The organism is Mesorhizobium sp. M0293 (assembly GCF_040321735.1).
In the GTDB taxonomy this organism is placed as follows: Bacteria; Pseudomonadota; Alphaproteobacteria; order Rhizobiales; family Rhizobiaceae; genus Mesorhizobium.
The window spans coordinates 1-15,828 of the sequence record NZ_JAMYSA010000124.1; the positions used below are offsets into that span (position 1 = coordinate 1).

General features: G+C 60.9%; 17 protein-coding genes, 1 tRNA gene and 1 pseudogene. 4 read left to right on the forward strand and 15 right to left on the reverse strand.

Annotated features, from left to right (window positions below; translation table 11 throughout):
- Positions 1-65: 65 nt before the first annotated feature.
- From NKJ06_RS29765 to NKJ06_RS29790, 6 genes are all read right to left on the reverse strand, one after another.
- A complete protein-coding gene (locus NKJ06_RS29765) occupies positions 66-320 on the reverse strand; it encodes a hypothetical protein (RefSeq protein WP_352811628.1) in 255 nt (84 codons plus the stop codon).
- A 59-nt stretch (positions 321-379) separates the two neighbouring features.
- On the reverse strand, positions 380-940 hold the full coding sequence (locus tag NKJ06_RS29770; protein WP_352811630.1) for a hypothetical protein: 561 nt from the start codon (positions 938-940) through the stop codon (positions 380-382).
- 18 nt (positions 941-958) lie between these two features.
- A complete protein-coding gene (locus tag NKJ06_RS29775; RefSeq protein ID WP_352811632.1) occupies positions 959-1,507 on the reverse strand; it encodes a DUF6879 family protein in 549 nt (182 codons plus the stop codon).
- 48 nt (positions 1,508-1,555) lie between these two features.
- Positions 1,556-1,774, reverse strand: coding sequence for a hypothetical protein (locus NKJ06_RS29780; protein ID WP_352811633.1), 219 nt, complete (start codon positions 1,772-1,774; stop codon positions 1,556-1,558).
- A 182-nt stretch (positions 1,775-1,956) separates the two neighbouring features.
- A complete protein-coding gene (locus tag NKJ06_RS29785) occupies positions 1,957-2,313 on the reverse strand; it encodes a DUF2958 domain-containing protein (protein ID WP_352811635.1) in 357 nt (118 codons plus the stop codon).
- Between the two features lie 9 nt (positions 2,314-2,322).
- Positions 2,323-2,538 (reverse strand): hypothetical protein, encoded by a 216-nt coding sequence (locus NKJ06_RS29790; RefSeq protein WP_352811637.1) that lies wholly within the window; start codon positions 2,536-2,538, stop codon positions 2,323-2,325.
- Positions 2,539-3,473: 935 nt separating this feature from the next.
- Between NKJ06_RS29790 and NKJ06_RS29795 the strand changes: the two genes are divergently transcribed.
- From NKJ06_RS29795 to NKJ06_RS29810, 4 genes are all read left to right on the forward strand, one after another.
- Positions 3,474-4,346, forward strand: coding sequence for a phage integrase N-terminal domain-containing protein (locus NKJ06_RS29795; RefSeq protein WP_352811638.1), 873 nt, complete (start codon positions 3,474-3,476; stop codon positions 4,344-4,346).
- Positions 4,346-4,648, forward strand: coding sequence for a hypothetical protein (locus NKJ06_RS29800; protein ID WP_352811639.1), 303 nt, complete (start codon positions 4,346-4,348; stop codon positions 4,646-4,648). Before NKJ06_RS29795 ends, NKJ06_RS29800 begins: the two co-directional genes overlap by 1 nt.
- 258 nt (positions 4,649-4,906) lie before the next feature.
- On the forward strand, positions 4,907-6,625 hold the full coding sequence (locus tag NKJ06_RS29805) for a type IV secretory system conjugative DNA transfer family protein (protein ID WP_352811640.1): 1,719 nt from the start codon (positions 4,907-4,909) through the stop codon (positions 6,623-6,625).
- Positions 6,622-9,051 carry a M48 family metalloprotease gene (locus tag NKJ06_RS29810; protein ID WP_352811641.1) on the forward strand — a complete coding sequence of 810 codons (2,430 nt, stop codon included), beginning with the start codon at positions 6,622-6,624 and terminating at the stop codon, positions 9,049-9,051. The genes NKJ06_RS29805 and NKJ06_RS29810 overlap by 4 nt, the downstream gene beginning before the upstream one ends.
- Positions 9,052-9,077: 26 nt before the next feature.
- Here NKJ06_RS29810 and NKJ06_RS29815 read toward each other — a convergent pair whose 3' ends face one another.
- From NKJ06_RS29815 to NKJ06_RS29855, 9 genes and pseudogenes are all read right to left on the reverse strand, one after another.
- Positions 9,078-9,527: a hypothetical protein gene (locus NKJ06_RS29815; protein ID WP_352811643.1), complete on the reverse strand. Its 450-nt coding sequence runs from the start codon at positions 9,525-9,527 to the stop codon at positions 9,078-9,080.
- A 21-nt stretch (positions 9,528-9,548) separates the two neighbouring features.
- Positions 9,549-9,863, reverse strand: a complete 315-nt coding sequence (locus NKJ06_RS29820; protein WP_352811644.1) for a hypothetical protein — start codon at positions 9,861-9,863, stop codon at positions 9,549-9,551.
- A 38-nt stretch (positions 9,864-9,901) separates the two neighbouring features.
- Positions 9,902-10,966, reverse strand: a complete 1,065-nt coding sequence (mobQ, locus tag NKJ06_RS29825; protein WP_352811646.1) for a MobQ family relaxase — start codon at positions 10,964-10,966, stop codon at positions 9,902-9,904.
- A 205-nt stretch (positions 10,967-11,171) separates the two neighbouring features.
- The gene (locus NKJ06_RS29830) at positions 11,172-12,392 is read right to left on the reverse strand and encodes a site-specific integrase (protein ID WP_352811649.1); all 1,221 of its coding nucleotides are present in this window, start codon (positions 12,390-12,392) and stop codon (positions 11,172-11,174) included.
- A 110-nt stretch (positions 12,393-12,502) separates the two neighbouring features.
- Positions 12,503-12,578 (reverse strand) — tRNA-Trp (locus tag NKJ06_RS29835).
- Positions 12,579-12,658: 80 nt separating this feature from the next.
- Positions 12,659-13,210, reverse strand: coding sequence for a putative glycolipid-binding domain-containing protein (locus NKJ06_RS29840; protein ID WP_352811651.1), 552 nt, complete (start codon positions 13,208-13,210; stop codon positions 12,659-12,661).
- 30 nt (positions 13,211-13,240) lie between these two features.
- A pseudogene (locus tag NKJ06_RS29845) lies at positions 13,241-13,723 on the reverse strand (group II truncated hemoglobin).
- A 101-nt stretch (positions 13,724-13,824) separates the two neighbouring features.
- Complete coding sequence (locus NKJ06_RS29850; RefSeq protein WP_352811653.1) at positions 13,825-15,468, reverse strand: COG3904 family protein; 1,644 nt, start codon at positions 15,466-15,468, stop codon at positions 13,825-13,827.
- Between the two features lie 163 nt (positions 15,469-15,631).
- Positions 15,632-15,828 (reverse strand): EF-Tu C-terminal domain-related protein (locus NKJ06_RS29855; RefSeq protein WP_483237938.1); only part of this gene is annotated, 197 nt, incomplete at its 5' end.

The following is a 15,828-nucleotide window of genomic DNA, read 5'->3' on the forward strand; positions in this document are numbered from 1 at the left end:
TTCGCGCCCTGTCCGCCGGACGGCGGACCGATCCGGCTTTAAGCCGTAACTTGAAGCCACCGCCTTTAGGCGGTGGAGTATTCACCAATGTGAGTCGCCGCCTCGGTCGCGCTGGAGACGCTAGCAATCATAGCGACCTTGATTTCGTCAGGGCGCCCATTTGCAAGCATTTCCTCCTTTGTAGCAGGCCTAGTCTCCCACGCTTCGTAGGTTGGTAGGAAGGTGTTCACGAGCGGGAGATTCATAACGATGCCCATCTTGTTGCTGGTCAGATGAAATCCTTGCTGATCATCGAGTAACTGGCAATAACCAGTTTTCATGGTCGACTCGGTTGTTCGGGAAGGGCGTACAATGCGGAAGCATCGAAATGCGCGCCAGGCTAGTTTGGTCCTTTGTGACCACGAGCACCCTTACCGCGCAAGTCCAAATCCAAAACCCAGATATCGATGAAACGTGCAAAGTCTGCGGGATGAAAATCACGCACCTCTTCCCAACGGGACCTTACGACTCCGAAAGAGAATAGGTCCTTTGCATCCTCCACAAATTCATAAAACTCACCGGCAATAACCCCGGTTTCGTGCTCGGCAAATATGAGATAACAGTGATTGATCAGGATGGTGCCGAGCCATCGCCGCCGGATCGAGTCAGCGTCGGCACCTCTTTTCGCCCCAAAGAGCGCTCGGGATAAATCTTCGTCTTGCAGTATGGTAAGAAAAAGCTCCCGATGGGAGCTTATAATTTGCGAATTTGCAGCGCTTTTGATTTGCCTGGATTGATTCTCCAACTGAGTTTTTAGAATCTTTACGGTGCTCCGGGTTGATATCCAAAGGAGCAGCGTTCCGAACGTGTAAATAACGGTCATCCCTGCCGTAATAACTGCTGCCAAGGCTGACCAGCTTGTTGCATCGAGCACGCTGAGTTTGGCGATAAGGTCGTTCAATGGCGCACCGCCTTGATGCTAGCCGGGGAGTTCCTCTGAGGATGCGGCAACCAGCCGTTCCGACAGAGTTATAAAAGCCGGAACGAGGGATTCATCGGTCTGCCTTACTCCCAAAAAACGACCAAAACAGTCGTAATGCATCAGGAAGACAACGCTCCCATCAAACATCCAAAAATCAAGAAGGAAGGTCAGCCCCAAAGTTTCAGAAACAGATCGGGCCTCTGCAGTTGGCACATACCGTATAGTTTCCCCTAATTTGATATTGCCTGGATACCCGCGTTCGATTTCGAACTTAAGGTAATCACTAACTTCTTTGTAGCATCGAATACGGCTGAGTTTGGCACCACGTTCTGCTGCGGATGTTACGATCGCGTGCCATTCGGAGTTGAATCCGTCGGGCGTCGGACGACCTGCATGGAAAGCGGCCAGAGCTTCAACTTCTTCTTCTACATCATATTCTGGTAGCATTTCCAGCCGGAAAGCCGACTGTTTGAAATTCTCAAAGTACGCCCCGAAATCTTCAAGGCTTACGTCCCTAGTCTGCAAATACTGTTCATAAGACATCATTGGATAACACTATCATGAAAGAGGCGGAAGCATTAGCCCCCGCCCGGATCATTTAAGGTTTTTGATATCATCGATAAGGTCTTGGCTGATGCGAACCAATTGCTCACCGTCCGGCAGCGCTAAAGCCGCTTGTTCAAACGCGTCAGTGCTATAGCCTTGAATGTAGTAATGGCCTTCTTCAGATACGTACAACGTTGGGCACTTTCCACCGCTGCAAGTTCTGCTGATGGTTTTCAGTTTGATGCGATTCCCGGCAAGCGTGTCCATGGCCGACTCTCCCTATTGTCTACCCCATCGAGTTGGATATCGGCTGGATAGGTTACAAGTGGCCCCAAGACAAAGATTCTTCGTCACTGTCCAAAGGCGTCACGGGCAGCACGGGTTTCTCTGCCCTTCAAAGGGCTGGGTCACAGCAGCCTTCGAAGGCGTGGCGTGACCCAGCGTCGAACTCAGCCGCAGATACGACCTACGCGCAGAGCATCACTGGCATAAGCTGACAACGGTTTGGTCCCCCGGAAATGCCGGTCACGCTCGACCGGCAGGCCAAGGCGCCCGCGCAACGAAGCGAGTTCCGTGAGGCTCACGCTGCCGATCTCCGGACAGCCAAGCCCGAGGTCACAAAGCCCGAAGGCGATATCCGGGTCTTCCGGATCGATCTCGGTCAGGAGCCAGGTCGCACCGGCGTCCGGCGTGAACAGTTTGACAACGGGGACAAAGTCAATTTCGCCGTCGGTGCCGCGGAGGGGAAGCTGCTGGCGACCGTTCGCCAGCAGCTTGTTCCGCAAGTCTTGGGTCAAGAGCTGCATGTCCGCCTCCTATTCTTCGTCTTTGGGAGCGCGGAGGACGATGCGTCCGTCGAGCGGCAGGGCGTCGAGGAGGAGCGTTCCGCCTTCGCCGTCATCGTGGGCGAAGAAGGAGCCGATGCGCGTCCAAAAGCCCTTCTGGCCGTCCTTGCCGTCACGCACAGTGTAGGCGTGGTAGATCGGTGACTTTGGTTCAGGCTTCGTGTTGGTGTTGCGTTTGAGGGTCATGGCGTTTTCCTTCGGTTGATGGTTTCTGTCCCGGAGGACGGTTCCAAAGGAGCCGGCGCCCAGGGCTGGCTTGTCCCCAACACGGGAGCGCAGCGAAGGAGCGGGCAGGAACGGGACAAGACGGCCGCGCCGGCTAAAAGAACAGTCATCAACTCCGGGCAGACCATCGACGGAAAAGGCCAGGGCCAGTCGCAACGCCTACGCGCCGAGACAATTCGACATCACGACACACTGCGCTGACGGCGGGGGCGTCCCGGCCGGGATGCCACCGGCTCCAACGCATCCACGACTGCGTAGGTAGGCGCGGCCACCAACAAAGGGTTCGGCCCTGGCACAGGGCCACCGCTTGCCGCGCCGAACGCGATCCGGGTGCCGGGCCAATGCCGTTGGCCAGGAACGCGGAGGGCTGTGACGAGCATGGTCGGACATAGGATGTCCGACGATGCGGGCGGCCGGCGGTCTGTCACTCGCCAATGCATTGGGGAGTGACAGACCGCCCCCAAATTCACGGTGGATGCCGGGTTTGCGCAAACGCCGCCGCATGACCTGCAAATGACGCTGCGCTTCGCTGCGTACGCAAACATCATTTCCGGTGCGATACGCTGGCATCAGCAGGCGACAGCGGCCACTATCCCGGCAGGCCAAAAAACGCCTGACCCATCTCACCCGACCATTTCCCCAACCAAAGGAGAGCAGAATGCCTGCTTATCGCATACGTGCGCCGCCGACGCGGCCACACCTCCGGTTTCGACCTCTCGGCAACCGGACGCCCAACAGGGCAAACCAATTCGGCCAGCCACCCGGCTGACTAGGGAGGCTTATACCGTAAGGAAGACTACGCATTCCGGCCATACCGTGAATGATCTTCGCGGGGTGCCACGCTCTACGGACGTGCATCGGCCATCAACACTCACCTCAAAAAGGAAGCGAGCAAGATGGACGATCTGACCATGGACCTGGTGCGGCTGTGCCACCGCAACCGGGATGGCTCTTACGGCACCCAGAACAATCGCCGGCGCGGCCTGGCCGCAATGGCCAATGACCTCGTGGACCTCGGCTACAAGCTGCCGTCCGCGACCTCCCTCAAGCCCAAGCATGTCGAGGCCCTCGTCGAACGATGGCACGATTCCGATACCTCGGATGCGAGTATCCGCAACCGCCTCACCTGGCTGCGCTGGTGGGCGGAGAAGGTCAATAAACTCAATGTCGTCAACCGCGACAACGCCACCTATGGCGTTTCCGAACGCGGTGAAGTCACGCGCAACCGCGCCCAGACTCTCGACCACACCAAGCTCGGCACCATCGAGTGCCCCCATATCAAGGCCTCCGTCCTTCTCCAGGTGGCCTTTGGTCTGCGACGCGAGGAAGCCATGAAGCTTCAACCGCAGACGGCCATCCGCGCCGACCATATCGCCTTGCAGGCGAGTTGGACAAAAGGTGGCCGGGCACGGACCGTCCCGGTGACCACGCTGGAACAGCGGCAGGTCCTTGAGCATGTCATGCGCCTTGTCCCCGGTGGTGGTTCCCTAATCCCCGCGCAGATGAGCTATGTCGAACAGCTCAAGCGGTTCGAGTACCAGACGCTCAAGGCGGGGCTCCGCAATACCCACGGATTCCGCCATGCCTATGCCCAGCAACGCTATGCCACGCTGACAGGCCAGTCCTGCCCGTTGGCAGGCGGCAAGCGCTGGGCCGACATGAGCGGCAATGAACGTGCCACCGACCGCGCGGCGCGCCACCGGATTTCGGCTGAACTCGGCCACGGCCGCCTGAAGATCACCGATACCTACCTCGGGAGTGCTTTCTGATGAAACGCGCAGAAGGCAATTTCCTCATGGCCGCCAATATGAGGACGAAATACGCTGACAGGCTCTTCAAGCCTGCCACGGTCGCAGCCGCCATCGATGAGGCCGCTTTCCAAGGCCACCGCCGCTATAGGGTGGTGCAGGAGTTTCCGTTCGATCTTTCCGACACGGAGGCCGCCAAGGCGCTTGAGAAATGGCTCGACTCCGAGCAGTTCGAATACGTCTGGCGTCCGACGCGTCTCGAACAGGATGCATATCGTCCGTCGATCCTGGCAGAATATCCGGAACTTGAGATTTCCTGGTGAGACATCGAAGGGTGGAAAACTTGGGCGTTCGCCCCGGCATGAGGCATGGGGATGTCCATCCCCTCTTTTGGTCTTTCTGCCTCCGCTTCCGGAGGCCTCCGGGAACAGCAGTTCTGCTGTCGGGCAGCCAGTAATGGGATTGACGCTATACTGACCTCCCGCCCCACCTACCTGTCATGTTCAAGAATTCCCGGCGCTGGCTGACTATTGCATTCGCCGCCTTCATTGTTACTGTCCCAACGGGGCTGGGGTTGAGCTATGGGCGACTTCAAATTTGATCCCTTGGGCGATTTGTCCAAGGACATTGCGGATGGCTTCAAGTGGAGCCAGCAAAGCCTGAAGGTCGTGCGCTATCTTCGGGGCAAGAGGGCGCGGAAGCAGGTCGATGACCTCTACGGCCCGGAGGTCGGGGATGCTGTGGAAGCTGCCATCCGCTCCGGCCGGGATCCCGGTCCGATCATCGAGCGCGCCAGACGCGAACTCGAGGTACGTGAGGAGCGCGAACGGCAGCTGCAAGATCCGCCGCCGTTATACGGGTCGGCGCGTTGGGCGAAGCCCGAAGAGCTGCGCTCGATCCCAAACGGCAAGCTGTATCTGGCCGGGCGCTCCGAGTTCGATAACCCTTCCTCCATCCTGCTCGGCGGATATCCGGATGACGAAAGCAATCCCGAACCGCAGTTCGTCCATTGGGACGACGATGGCCACCTGCTGACCATTGCACCCACGCGCTCCGGTAAGGCGGTGACGTCGATCGTGCCGAACCTGCTGCGCTACCGGGGCAGCTGCGTGGTGCTCGATCCGAAGGGCGAGCATTTCGAGAAGACGTCGCAGTGGCGCAAATCGATCGGCCACGAGGTTTACCGGATTGCACCCTTCGACCACGGCTCGGGCTGGGAACGGCACCGCTATAATCCGTTGGCGGAGGTACGTACGGAGTCGGACGCCAGGTCGCTTGCGGAACAAATGTTTCCCCGCGATCCCAAATCCCCGGAGTTCTTCAGCGACGACGCATCGGGCTTCCTCACTGCGGCGATCATGTATGTCAAACACAACGCGCCGCCCCATCGCCGGACCCTTGCGACCGTCTGCCAGCTGGCCTCCCAGAAGGGGCAGGATTTGCTGAATGTCGCCAAGAAACTCAAGGAATTCCCGCTTTCGGCAAAGGCAGGTGAGGCGATCCTGGGGAAGACGCGTGACCGGGGCCTCCAGACCCTGGAAGCGACGCTGGAAAGCAAGCTCGCCCTCTGGCGCGACAGTGATATCCAGCGCAGCCTGAGCGGTACGGACTTTTCGTTTGAGGACCTGAAGGACCGTCCGATCACGGTCTATATCGATATACCTTTCGGCAAGATGGAGCCCTATTCGCCATGGCTGCGTGTGCTTCTCAAAGGGGCTCTGGATGCCATGGAGCGAAATCGCCGCCAGCCGGATATCCCGGTCCTCTTCATCCTCGATGAGTTTCTGAACCTCGGTCCCTTTCCGGAATTCCGGGCGGCGATCCGCACGCATGCCAGCGCCGGTGTCCGTCTGTGGTTCTTCCTCCAGGATGTCATGTCCTTGCAGGAGCAGTATCCGGGCAACAGCTGGCAACCGTTCCTAACCTGCTCCGTCAAACAGTTCTTCGGCATCGACGATCCCATAACCGGCGAACTCATCGGCAAGTACCTCGGCCACGAAACGCTCGCCCATCTGAGCCGCTCCAGCGGCCACAACGGCTCTTCCCACCTCGGGCGCTGGTACGGGGACGCTTCGGTGAACACCGGGACGTCCGGCAACGAAAGCGTCCAGTTCCTTGGCCGGCCGCTGATGACGCCGGACGAGATCATGGAGCTGCTGTCCGGCTGGCAGCGCAATGGCTGGCGCTGGAGCATCAACTACGCGCGCGGCGCGCGGCCGTTCAAGACCAGGCTCGTTTCCTACACCGAGAGCGAAACGTGCCTGAAGCGTATCGGCACGATGGCGGGCGCCAAGCCATGACGCTCGCCACTTCCATATTTGGCACCGAAACGCGGTTAGGTCCCCTGATCAAGGCCGTCCTTGCCGTGACCGCCCTGCGCGTCGGTTGGATCGCGATCAACGTATGGCATCACGACGCACTTTCCTTGGCGTGGGCCTTGGTTCCGTGGCCGCGGTGGACATATTCCTGGACAGTCTGGGCAGCCGAGCTTGCGCTGATCTTCTTTCAGCTCCGCGCCGGTCTCCGACTGGGCCGGTTGCTGCTGGTGCGCTTCGCACCGGACCTCGCCGCCTTTCTGGGATTTTCAGCCCGCACCGCCGGAGGCAGTCAGCACCTGACACCGCGCAACCGTTCCTGGTTGCCAACGGCGCTGCAACTTTCCGGAATCCTTGTCCTGAGTTGCTGCGTGCTGAGCTGGCTCGCAGTGATAGTTTGGTTCAGGCAGTGGGGGCCCTTCGATTATTTCATGTGGAGCCCCTACGCCGACAGACCGATTCAAGTCGGGGTGGGTCTTTCGTTGCTTGGCCTGCTGTTTGGCGGCCGATACATCGCACGGGCCTCTGGTGACGTTCGCAGCAGTTTCGGGGTGACGTCTGTTGAGGATGGCCATTGGCTAGCAGAACGTGTGCACGGCCTTGCCCAAAAGCTCAACCTGCCCAAGCCAGCGGTCGGCATCACCAACGTCGTGAACGCGTTTGCCATGGGCGCAAGGCAGAAATCGTCCATGGTGGTGATCGGAAAGCCACTCTTCGCCCTGGAGAAGGACGAGCTGGACGCCATCATCGGGCATGAGCTTGGCCACATCCTGCACAAAGACATCGCGCGGATGCAGTTCGCCGAAGGCTTTCAACGCATGCTGGTCGGCGTGGTGAACATCCTGACGGTGTTCGGGATGTTTTTCGCGGCGTCTGCCTCGAGGAAGCGAGCCAACGGGCGCCTGAACGCGCATCTCGCCTGGGGCACCGGTGTTGTTGTCCGGAAAACGGTCTTTATCGGCTCCGAACTCGTGACCAAGGGCATTTCGCGTAATCGCGAGTTCCATGCCGATGCGGTCGGTGCGCACGTGACCTCGGTCGATGCGATGGCCCGCGCGCTCACGCGTCTCCATGGCATGGGAGATGAGCCGACCGCCCAGGAGCACCACTATGGCTACCTGATGTTCCGGGGGACAGGTTTCGGCAACCTCTTTTCGACGCACCCGACCCTCCAAGCGCGCCTGAAGGCGCTGAATGCCCGCGCGATTGCGCAGCAGGCAGCCGCCAAACCGACTGGGGACCTAGCCACGGTTGCGGGTCCCGAGGGGGCGCAGGGCCTAGGACCTGTCGGCGCCAGCGGCGTTGCGCCGGCTCCCGTGTGGGCGAAGCTGGGCGCCATCACGTCCGGTCTTACCCGGTGGACCCAACACCGCGCCGCGGCTTTGCGCGCCAAGGTTAGTACGCGGCGGCTGCTGATTGTGGGCACCGCATGCGTCGCCTTAGCCGTGGTGGCACCCGCTATCGTCAACTTCTACGCTCTTGATCGCCGGTTCGATGACACCAGGGTGTCAGCAGGTCACGCTTTATCGTCATCGTGGGATTGGGTGATTGCCACGAACGACGCGTGGTTCGGCGACGCCGGCTATGCAGAGCGCGTGCGGCTGCTGGACGCCCGCGAGCGGGCGGTCAAGGTCGCCGAAGCGGCCCTAGCCGCTGATCCTGAGACGGCGAGGACACGGGTGGTAGCACCGTCCGTCGACAGCGCCACCCTCGCGGCAGCGATCACAGATCGCGACAAGGCCCGTGCGGAAGCAAAGGATCTGCAACAGAAACTTGACGCCGCCAATGTCGAGCGCTCGGCGCGTCTCGCCGTGGCCAGCCAGCCCGACGCGCAACGCCAACTCGAAACCGTGTCGGATCAACTGGCCAACATGACGGCTGACCGGGACGAGATGACCCATCGGAACGATGTTTTACGAGACATGAATCTGGAGCTGAAAGGACAGATTGCGACCCGGGACACGGCCCGCGTCGGCCTCGATAAGCAAATCGAGGACCTCCGGAACCAGATTGCCAGCCTGACGACAAGGCCGTCCGAAGACCCTGCGCAAACCGAGTTGCCGGTTGTACGCGCAACACCACCAGGACGGCAGGGAGGATACGGAGCGTTCGCCGTAGCCGGCAACGGTATAGTCATTCTGACGGATCGCAGCTTCGCGAGCGAGCAGGAGGCGGCTGACGCGGCCCTTGCCGAGTGTGGGCAATTCAGCGGCGGAAGCCGATGCGCGGTGAAGCAGACCTTCCGGAATACCTGCGCAGCCGTGGCACGGGTTATCCCCGCGACGAAGCGGTCCCGTTATGAGTTGCAGCTGGAACCAACCATCGACGATGCCAAAGAAATGGCGCTCTCAGAATGCTTCCAGCGCAATGGCCACCCCTGCGAGGTCACGCGACAGGTTTGCGTGCGGTAGGGGGCATCCACCGGGGATTGCAGGCGCTACCGGCGGCCTGACAACCAATCCAAATGGTCCTCAGGTGCAGGCTCGTGCTCCATCTCCTGGAGCATGCTCTGCTCGGCCCTTTCAAGTTCGTCGAGTTGCGGCGGGTTTTCGGCCAACGACTGTTTGAACCAGTCCAGGTGGTCCTCCGGAGCAACGGGACTTTCCTGCTGCAACTGGTCGGTCAGAAGTTGCTCCTGGGGCTGCTCCTGTTCCTCGCGGATCAGGTTTTCCAGATCCTCGATCCGCGCCTCTACCTTGCCGAGCTCAAGCGTGAGCCCGAGTTGCAGGTTGTGGCGGTCGTGCAGAAACGAAATCAACTGGCCGGCATCACCCCCGGCGGCTAGGTCATGGGTCACGCGCTCAATGTCATGGTCGAGCCCGGCGATCGATTTTTCAAGCGACTCCGCGTGTTCATGCATTCGCTCCAGGTCGTCTTTTTTGCCCATTGTGCGCTCTCCAGAAGCACTTTAGTGCTGGTAGTGATAGGCGGCCAAATGCTCCGGCTGGTCCTGCAGCTCGACCATCAGATAAGCCCGAAGTCTCTCACCGGAATTCACCAGGTCCTGCGCACGGGCATGAAAATGAAAGATACCCTGATGTAGGTGCTCGGGGATGTGGGTCGTCGTTTCCGCCTGCGTCTTGCGCATGGTCCAGTAGGCGAGGCGCTTGCGCCGTCGGATCAGGTCCGTTTCCAGCCATTCCAGTTCATTGCGCGTCTTCGCGCGTTGCTCTTCCGTGAGCTCACGGATTCCGAAAACAGAGCCTGTATGGACCTTGGTCATGAAATCATGATGGGGCGGCTTCCCGGATCCTGCAAGTGCTACCTGCGCTCGCGGTCCGGCTCGGGTGTCCGGGGCTCCTCCCGGCCCTCCGAGGGCTCCTGGGGGCCTGTATCCAGCCAATCAAGGTGGTTTTCCCACCGCTCCAGCGTCGGGACGTCTTCCGGCTGGGTCTTGTCCTCCAGCCAGTCAAGATGGTTCTCAGGGGCGAGCCGATAGGCGGCAGCATCGTCCTCGCTCATTTCACGTGCGTTCTGGCGGTCCACAACCGCTTGGGCGGCCTCCAGGCTACCCTGGTTATGCCCAACCTCAGCCAAGGCGGGGCGATGCAAATCGTCCAGCATGCGGTCCTCGGCAGCGGCCAACTCCTGCGGATGGATCGGCGACCCATCCGGGTCAGGCACCGGCAGGTCTTCGTCAGGTTCTCTCGGTGCCATCTGTTCCCTCTCCCGTTGCGCGTGAATCCTGTTTGCCCGCCGTTCCTCAGGATTTGGGCCGCGGTGCCGGCCCGGCGTATGCTCCAGCCTACGCTTCGCATAACTCCGGCTGTCAATCGTCACGGCGAGGCCTGCCTCGCCTAAGGCAGCGTTGGCAATCCGCTCCCACAGCTTACGCGCTTCGGTCACGAACTGCTTGCCGTCAGCGCTGCGGATCTTCAAGCCGAAGCCATCCGGCCCCACCAACCGGGTGGTCATGAGCAAATGAACATGCGGATTGCGGCGGGCACCGTCGTCATGGATCGCGATATCCACCACGAACCCCTGCGCCGTGTAAGCGTCGGCCATGATCCGCGCCACGGCTAGCCACGCGGAGCGTGGCAGTTCCAGGGGAAGTGCGAATTCCACCTCTTTGGCCAGCCGGGCGTCCTTGCGCTTCTCGGCGGCCTCCAACGCGTTCCACAGGCTGGCACGGTTGCCCATCCACTCCGGCGCGCCGGCGGGCAAGCGGATTTCGCTCGCCACGACATCACGGCGTCCCCCGAAATCCGACAGGCGTTCCTCAGCCTCATTGGGAAGGACTTCCCCGGCCCGATACGCCGCAGCAGCCACAATGGAACGGCCCTCGCTCCGGCTGATGTTCTTGACGTTCAGATGGTAGATGGCCACGGGCCTCTCCACGGCTCGGACGGGGTTTCCAAAGGGGGTTTCCCCCTTGGCGCAGCTGCCGGTTTTCTCCGGTTTGCGCCCCGCAACCGGTTAGAAAACCGAGCAAGCATCGCCGCCCACGTTGTAATGCGTACACGTTGGGGCGATGCGTAGGTGCGCTGTACGCATCGCAACAAAATTCCCATGGTGCAAGCCTCCCTGGCAGTCAGTTTTCGAACAGGTCAAGCGTCGTTTCTGCGGGCTTGGGCCGTTTCACCGGCTTAGGCTTACGGACGTTGATGGCGGCGGCATCGAGACGATTCTTCAGATGCACGGCATAGTGCTTCTCAATCATCTCGACGCTCGTCCGGCAGTTCTTGGCGATCTGGTAGATGTCGGCACCCTCCAGCAGCCTGAAGCTGATGTAGCTGTGGCGGAGCGAATACAACGTCCGCCTATTGCCCTCCCGGTCCAGCTTGAGGCCGATCTTGTCGAGGATGGCGTTGAACTGCTTCTTGTGGTCGACCGGAAAGATCCGGTCAGTGGGTTTGGGCTTGTTCCGGGCCACCATCCGCTCGAACGGGAATACGGCGCCCGACGTACTTTTGCAGTACCCGACCCCGCGCTTGCCCCGCACCTGGATCTCCAGGATTTTCTGACCCGTCGGGCCGTCCTTAACAACCTCCACGTCCCGGTACTCCAGCCAGTTGGCCTCGTCCGGCCGCAAACCGGTATTTGTCAGGAAGAGGATCTTGTCGTGAAGCTGCTCGGCCAGCCAGACACGGTGCGCCTGCTCACCCTTCTGCGCTTTGAGGCTAACTGCACGTGCATCATGGGCGTGGGCACGTGTCGCCTGGTACAGCTGTTTGTATTCCTGTGGGGTAAACCAAGCGCGATGCACCACCTTCGCGGACTTCTTGTAAGGCTGCGAGATGTCGGGCAGGTGGGCCACCCAGCGGTGGCGCAGGGCGGTTTTCAGGACCAGCCGCAACGTCACAGTCTCGTGGTGCAGGGTACTGCGTGAGGGGAGCTTCTTGCCCTCCTCAGGCGTCATCCGCGAAATGCGGTATTCCTGCACGGTCCCGGCCGTGATGGTCGAAAGACCCATCTTGCCGAAAAAAGGCACCAGATAGGTGCGCACGCGCCGATAATGGTCCTGGACCCAGCGGGCGTTGCGCTCGCCGTCCGTGAGGACCTCGTATTCGCCGATGAACTGGTCCGCGGCGTCCTTGAAGGTTTTCTCGCCCACCAGCTCGCCGCGACGGCCCTTGTCCTTCAGCCCGAAATACCAGTCTTCTGCCCAGTCTTTGGCCCGAGAAAGGCTCTCTTCCTTGGTGCTGACCCGCCAGTTTTTGCCTTTCAGGAACGTCGAACAGTGCCAAATCGGGCTGTCGTTGCGCCGATAGACGTGAACCTTGCCTTCCAGAATCGTGTGCTTTTCCGCCATCGCCAGACACTCCCTGCGCGTGTGCAAGTTTGTGAAAGAGATGTGTAAGGCTAGTTTCGGCGTCCTCGCCAAGCAAGGCGATTTTTAAGTGCTTGATTTCCCTAGGGAAATGGCACGGGCAGCAGGGCTCGAACCTACGACCTGCGGTTTTGGAGACCGCCGCTCTACCAACTGAGCTATGCCCGTACGTGCGCATGTCGGCGCAGCAGGCGCTTCCTAAAAGCTTCCGCTCGCTCTGTAAAGAGTGGTTTGCAAGCAAACGCGCCTTAACCCCTACGCCAGAAATCTGGATAGTCGACGACCAACTCCTCGCGGTCGATCTCGAGCTCCCGCCTGAAGTCGCTGGCGCGCGATTCATAGAGATATCGCCTGCCCTCTTCGAGGCATGTGTAGCGCTGCGGGTTGGCGACGACGGTGAGTGCCGGGAAATCGATGAAGGCCGTGGTGATCTCGGCACTCTGCCCGACGGAAAGCCGCAATCTCCGGATCGGCAGCGTGTTGGTGAATGGCGTGACGGTCAGATCGGGATCGAGAATGCCGTCGAGTTCGGGCACCGCCAGACCGTCCCTGGTCCAGCGACCCTCGCCATCGGCGGCAAGAACAAGCGTTTTGCCGCTGCCGATCATGTCGACCACGACACGCCTGGCGCGCCAGCCGGCATCGCAGGCAATGCGGTAGCGGACGGCAAACGGCGTTGCGCCGGAGCAAATGACGACGGCGTCTGCCAAAACCTCCCCTGCCCGTTCCTGCAGCACCAAATGTTCGAGGCCGGGGCCGTCCCACTCGCGCCAGCGCACGATCTTCGTATTCTCCCGCATCCGCCTGACACCTCCCATGGCCTCTGGAAGCTACTTCGTATCCGGTGGCCGATACGGGCCGCCCGGCACGCCCCATCCCCACGCCGGCATCGGCTCCGTCTCGGGATCGGAGGTCTCGCCGAGATTGGAGTTCATCTTGGCCAGCCGCGATCCCTATTCGACATAGCCCATGAAGGCCGAACGGAATTCCGGATCGTCGGGCAGGCCGACCGCGTCGGCGGCATCGGCCAGGAGGCTGATCCAGCGGCGGCGCTGCTCTTCGGTCAGATGCTTGCCCAGATGGTGCATGACCATCTCGCGGTGGCCGCCAAACTGTTCGCTGTAGGTTTTCGGTCCGCCGAATACCTCACCGATGAAGGCCGCGACATGAGCGGGATGATCCGGTGACATGGTTTTGAACACCGGCCCGACGATCGGGTCCCGCGCCACCTTGTCATAGAAAGTCTGGGTCAGCCGGTTCAAGGCCTCGCTGCCGCCGGCCCATTCGTAGAGTGTCGGGATATCCTGGCTCATTCTCGATCCCTCCAGCCCCGGTGCCGCCAGCAGCGACGATAGCGGAAAAATCGCGAGTGGCTCAACCTGCCTCGATGGCCAGTTTCCGACTTCGCCGCGCTTTACAATTTGGCGGGCGCGTCAGCCTCGGCATTGGCGGAAGACCGGATCCGGCAATTCAGCGGTTTCGGCACCGCGTCGCAGATGGTGGCGCCGGTCAGCGCGTCGACTGATTGCGGGCTCGTCGTCAGCCCGATTTTCTGCATCATGTCGGCTTCCAGCTGGCGCTCGACCGAGCGCCGCCCGATCGCTGCGAACAGAGCGGGATCGATCGCCATCTCCTCGAGATAGGCCTTGACCGCCTGCTTTTGCCCCATCGGGTACAGGCTAAGCCGCGCACGGGGGCCAACAAGCCGTCTCACGCCGCCGGCAAGCATGAGCGCACAGGCCGAATCGCACTCCACTCCCGCATCGATGCTCAAGCCGGCATAAGCGCCCTCCTTGGCCAGGCAATTCCACTCTCCCGGGTCACAGCCGACGAAATCAGTGCGGCCAACGGCGACGTCGAGCTTCTTTTCGCGGACAAGCCGTCCCGCGGCCAGAGCGCTGAACAGGTCGCCTCCTTGCGAACTTATAACGACAGGCAGCCGCCGGTTGCCAAGCGTGGCGAGCACCTGGCGCAGCTTCTGCGGGGTCTGAGGTGTGATCGCGCCTTCCGCCGAGATCCATTCCGGGCATTCCGGATTGCAGAGCGGGTTGCTGCCGCGAACCACGACAAAGCGCATGTCCTTATCGCGCTGCACACCCCCGGGCTCGGCCGGCTGCGGAGCAGGCTTGGCCGCGGCCATCAGACCATCCGGCTTGTTCCCCGGTATTTCCCGGCAATTCGCGGCCAGCCGGTCCGGCCTGCACAGGCTTGCGGTGGTCAGCATGTCCACAGCATCCGCGCTGGTGACCAACTTCATCGTCAGCATGTCGTCGAGGGCGATCTGGTGGATTTCGCTGGCCGGCGTGCTCTTCATCGTTTCGAGCACGCCCTGTTCGATGCCCATCTGGTTGAGATAGGCCGCCAGCCTTTTCTCCACCGACTTGCTCATCTCGTATGTTTTGTAGCTGCCGGCGTTCTTGCGGCTGACGATCTTTGTGTTGAGGACCTTCTTCTTGCCTCCCACGATGCGGTAGGTGGTCCGGTATTGCAATTTCGTGCGGATGTAGGTCGTGGTGATCTGATGGACGCCGAGATAGGCCCATTCGCCTGCGACACGCTGGACGCCGCCGGCAAACATCAACGGACAGGCGGAATTGCACATGGCGCCATAGTCGATGACATCGCCTACGTAGCGGGCGCCATTCTTGTCACGGCCCTGGCAACCCCTCGCGTCGGGCTGGCAACCGGAGAACACCGTCTTGCCAATGGCGATATCGAGCTTGTTCTTGCGGATCAGCCGGCCAAGCGTCAGTGCCGCCTCGACATTGCCGCCGGGAGAATTGACGACGATCGGCAGCTTTCGCCCGCCAAGCGTCTTCAGCATGCGTTTGAAGAGAGCCGGCGTTCCGGCTTCTATCGAGCCTTCGGCGGAGATCCATTCCGGGCAGATCGGCTCGCACCCCGGTGCATTGCTGCGGACAATGCCAAACTGCATCGTCGGACCGAGATCCGGGGCCGTATCCGTCGCAAAGGCACGTCCCGTGACAAGCAACGCCAGCAGGCAGATCAGCCGCAGCGACCACAATGCCCGACGATGGAAAAGGCGCCCTGGAACCATCTGGAAAAAGCCCCTTGATGCAATCCATACTAGACGAGGTCCAAAGGCTTGCAACAGGGTCTGCACGACATCGCGGGGCACCGATCTCCAGGGGCAAAAAGAAAGGGCGGCCCCAAGGACCGCCCTTTCAGTTTCGAACCAGACCGGCGCGTGCCGGGCTCGATTATTCCTTGATGGTGACGACGATGCCGGCACCGACGGTGCGGCCGCCTTCACGGATAGCGAAGCGCAGCTTCTCTTCCATGGCGATCGGCACGATCAGCTCGACATCGACCGTGATGTTGTCGCCCGGCATCACCATCTCGGTGCCTTCCGGCAGCGACACGATGCCGGTCACGTCGGTCGTGCGGAAGTAGAACT

Excerpts from the sequence above, each read along its gene's own strand:
- NKJ06_RS29795 (WP_352811638.1), top strand. The coding sequence starts at position 3,474 with ATGGACGATCTGACCATGGACCTGGTGCGGCTGTGCCACCGCAACCGG.
- NKJ06_RS29810 (WP_352811641.1), top strand. The coding sequence starts at position 6,622 with ATGACGCTCGCCACTTCCATATTTGGCACCGAAACGCGGTTAGGTCCC.
- NKJ06_RS29790 (WP_352811637.1), bottom strand. The coding sequence starts at position 2,538 with ATGACCCTCAAACGCAACACCAACACGAAGCCTGAACCAAAGTCACCG.
- NKJ06_RS29840 (WP_352811651.1), bottom strand. The coding sequence starts at position 13,210 with ATGCGGGAGAATACGAAGATCGTGCGCTGGCGCGAGTGGGACGGCCCC.
- NKJ06_RS29850 (WP_352811653.1), bottom strand. The coding sequence starts at position 15,468 with ATGGTTCCAGGGCGCCTTTTCCATCGTCGGGCATTGTGGTCGCTGCGG.
- NKJ06_RS29780 (WP_352811633.1), bottom strand. The coding sequence starts at position 1,774 with ATGGACACGCTTGCCGGGAATCGCATCAAACTGAAAACCATCAGCAGA.
- NKJ06_RS29775 (WP_352811632.1), bottom strand. The coding sequence starts at position 1,507 with ATGATGTCTTATGAACAGTATTTGCAGACTAGGGACGTAAGCCTTGAA.
- NKJ06_RS29765 (WP_352811628.1), bottom strand. The coding sequence starts at position 320 with ATGAAAACTGGTTATTGCCAGTTACTCGATGATCAGCAAGGATTTCAT.
- NKJ06_RS29805 (WP_352811640.1), top strand. The coding sequence starts at position 4,907 with ATGGGCGACTTCAAATTTGATCCCTTGGGCGATTTGTCCAAGGACATT.
- NKJ06_RS29785 (WP_352811635.1), bottom strand. The coding sequence starts at position 2,313 with ATGCAGCTCTTGACCCAAGACTTGCGGAACAAGCTGCTGGCGAACGGT.
- NKJ06_RS29830 (WP_352811649.1), bottom strand. The coding sequence starts at position 12,392 with ATGGCGGAAAAGCACACGATTCTGGAAGGCAAGGTTCACGTCTATCGG.
- NKJ06_RS29815 (WP_352811643.1), bottom strand. The coding sequence starts at position 9,527 with ATGGGCAAAAAAGACGACCTGGAGCGAATGCATGAACACGCGGAGTCG.
- NKJ06_RS29800 (WP_352811639.1), top strand. The coding sequence starts at position 4,346 with ATGAAACGCGCAGAAGGCAATTTCCTCATGGCCGCCAATATGAGGACG.
- NKJ06_RS29820 (WP_352811644.1), bottom strand. The coding sequence starts at position 9,863 with ATGACCAAGGTCCATACAGGCTCTGTTTTCGGAATCCGTGAGCTCACG.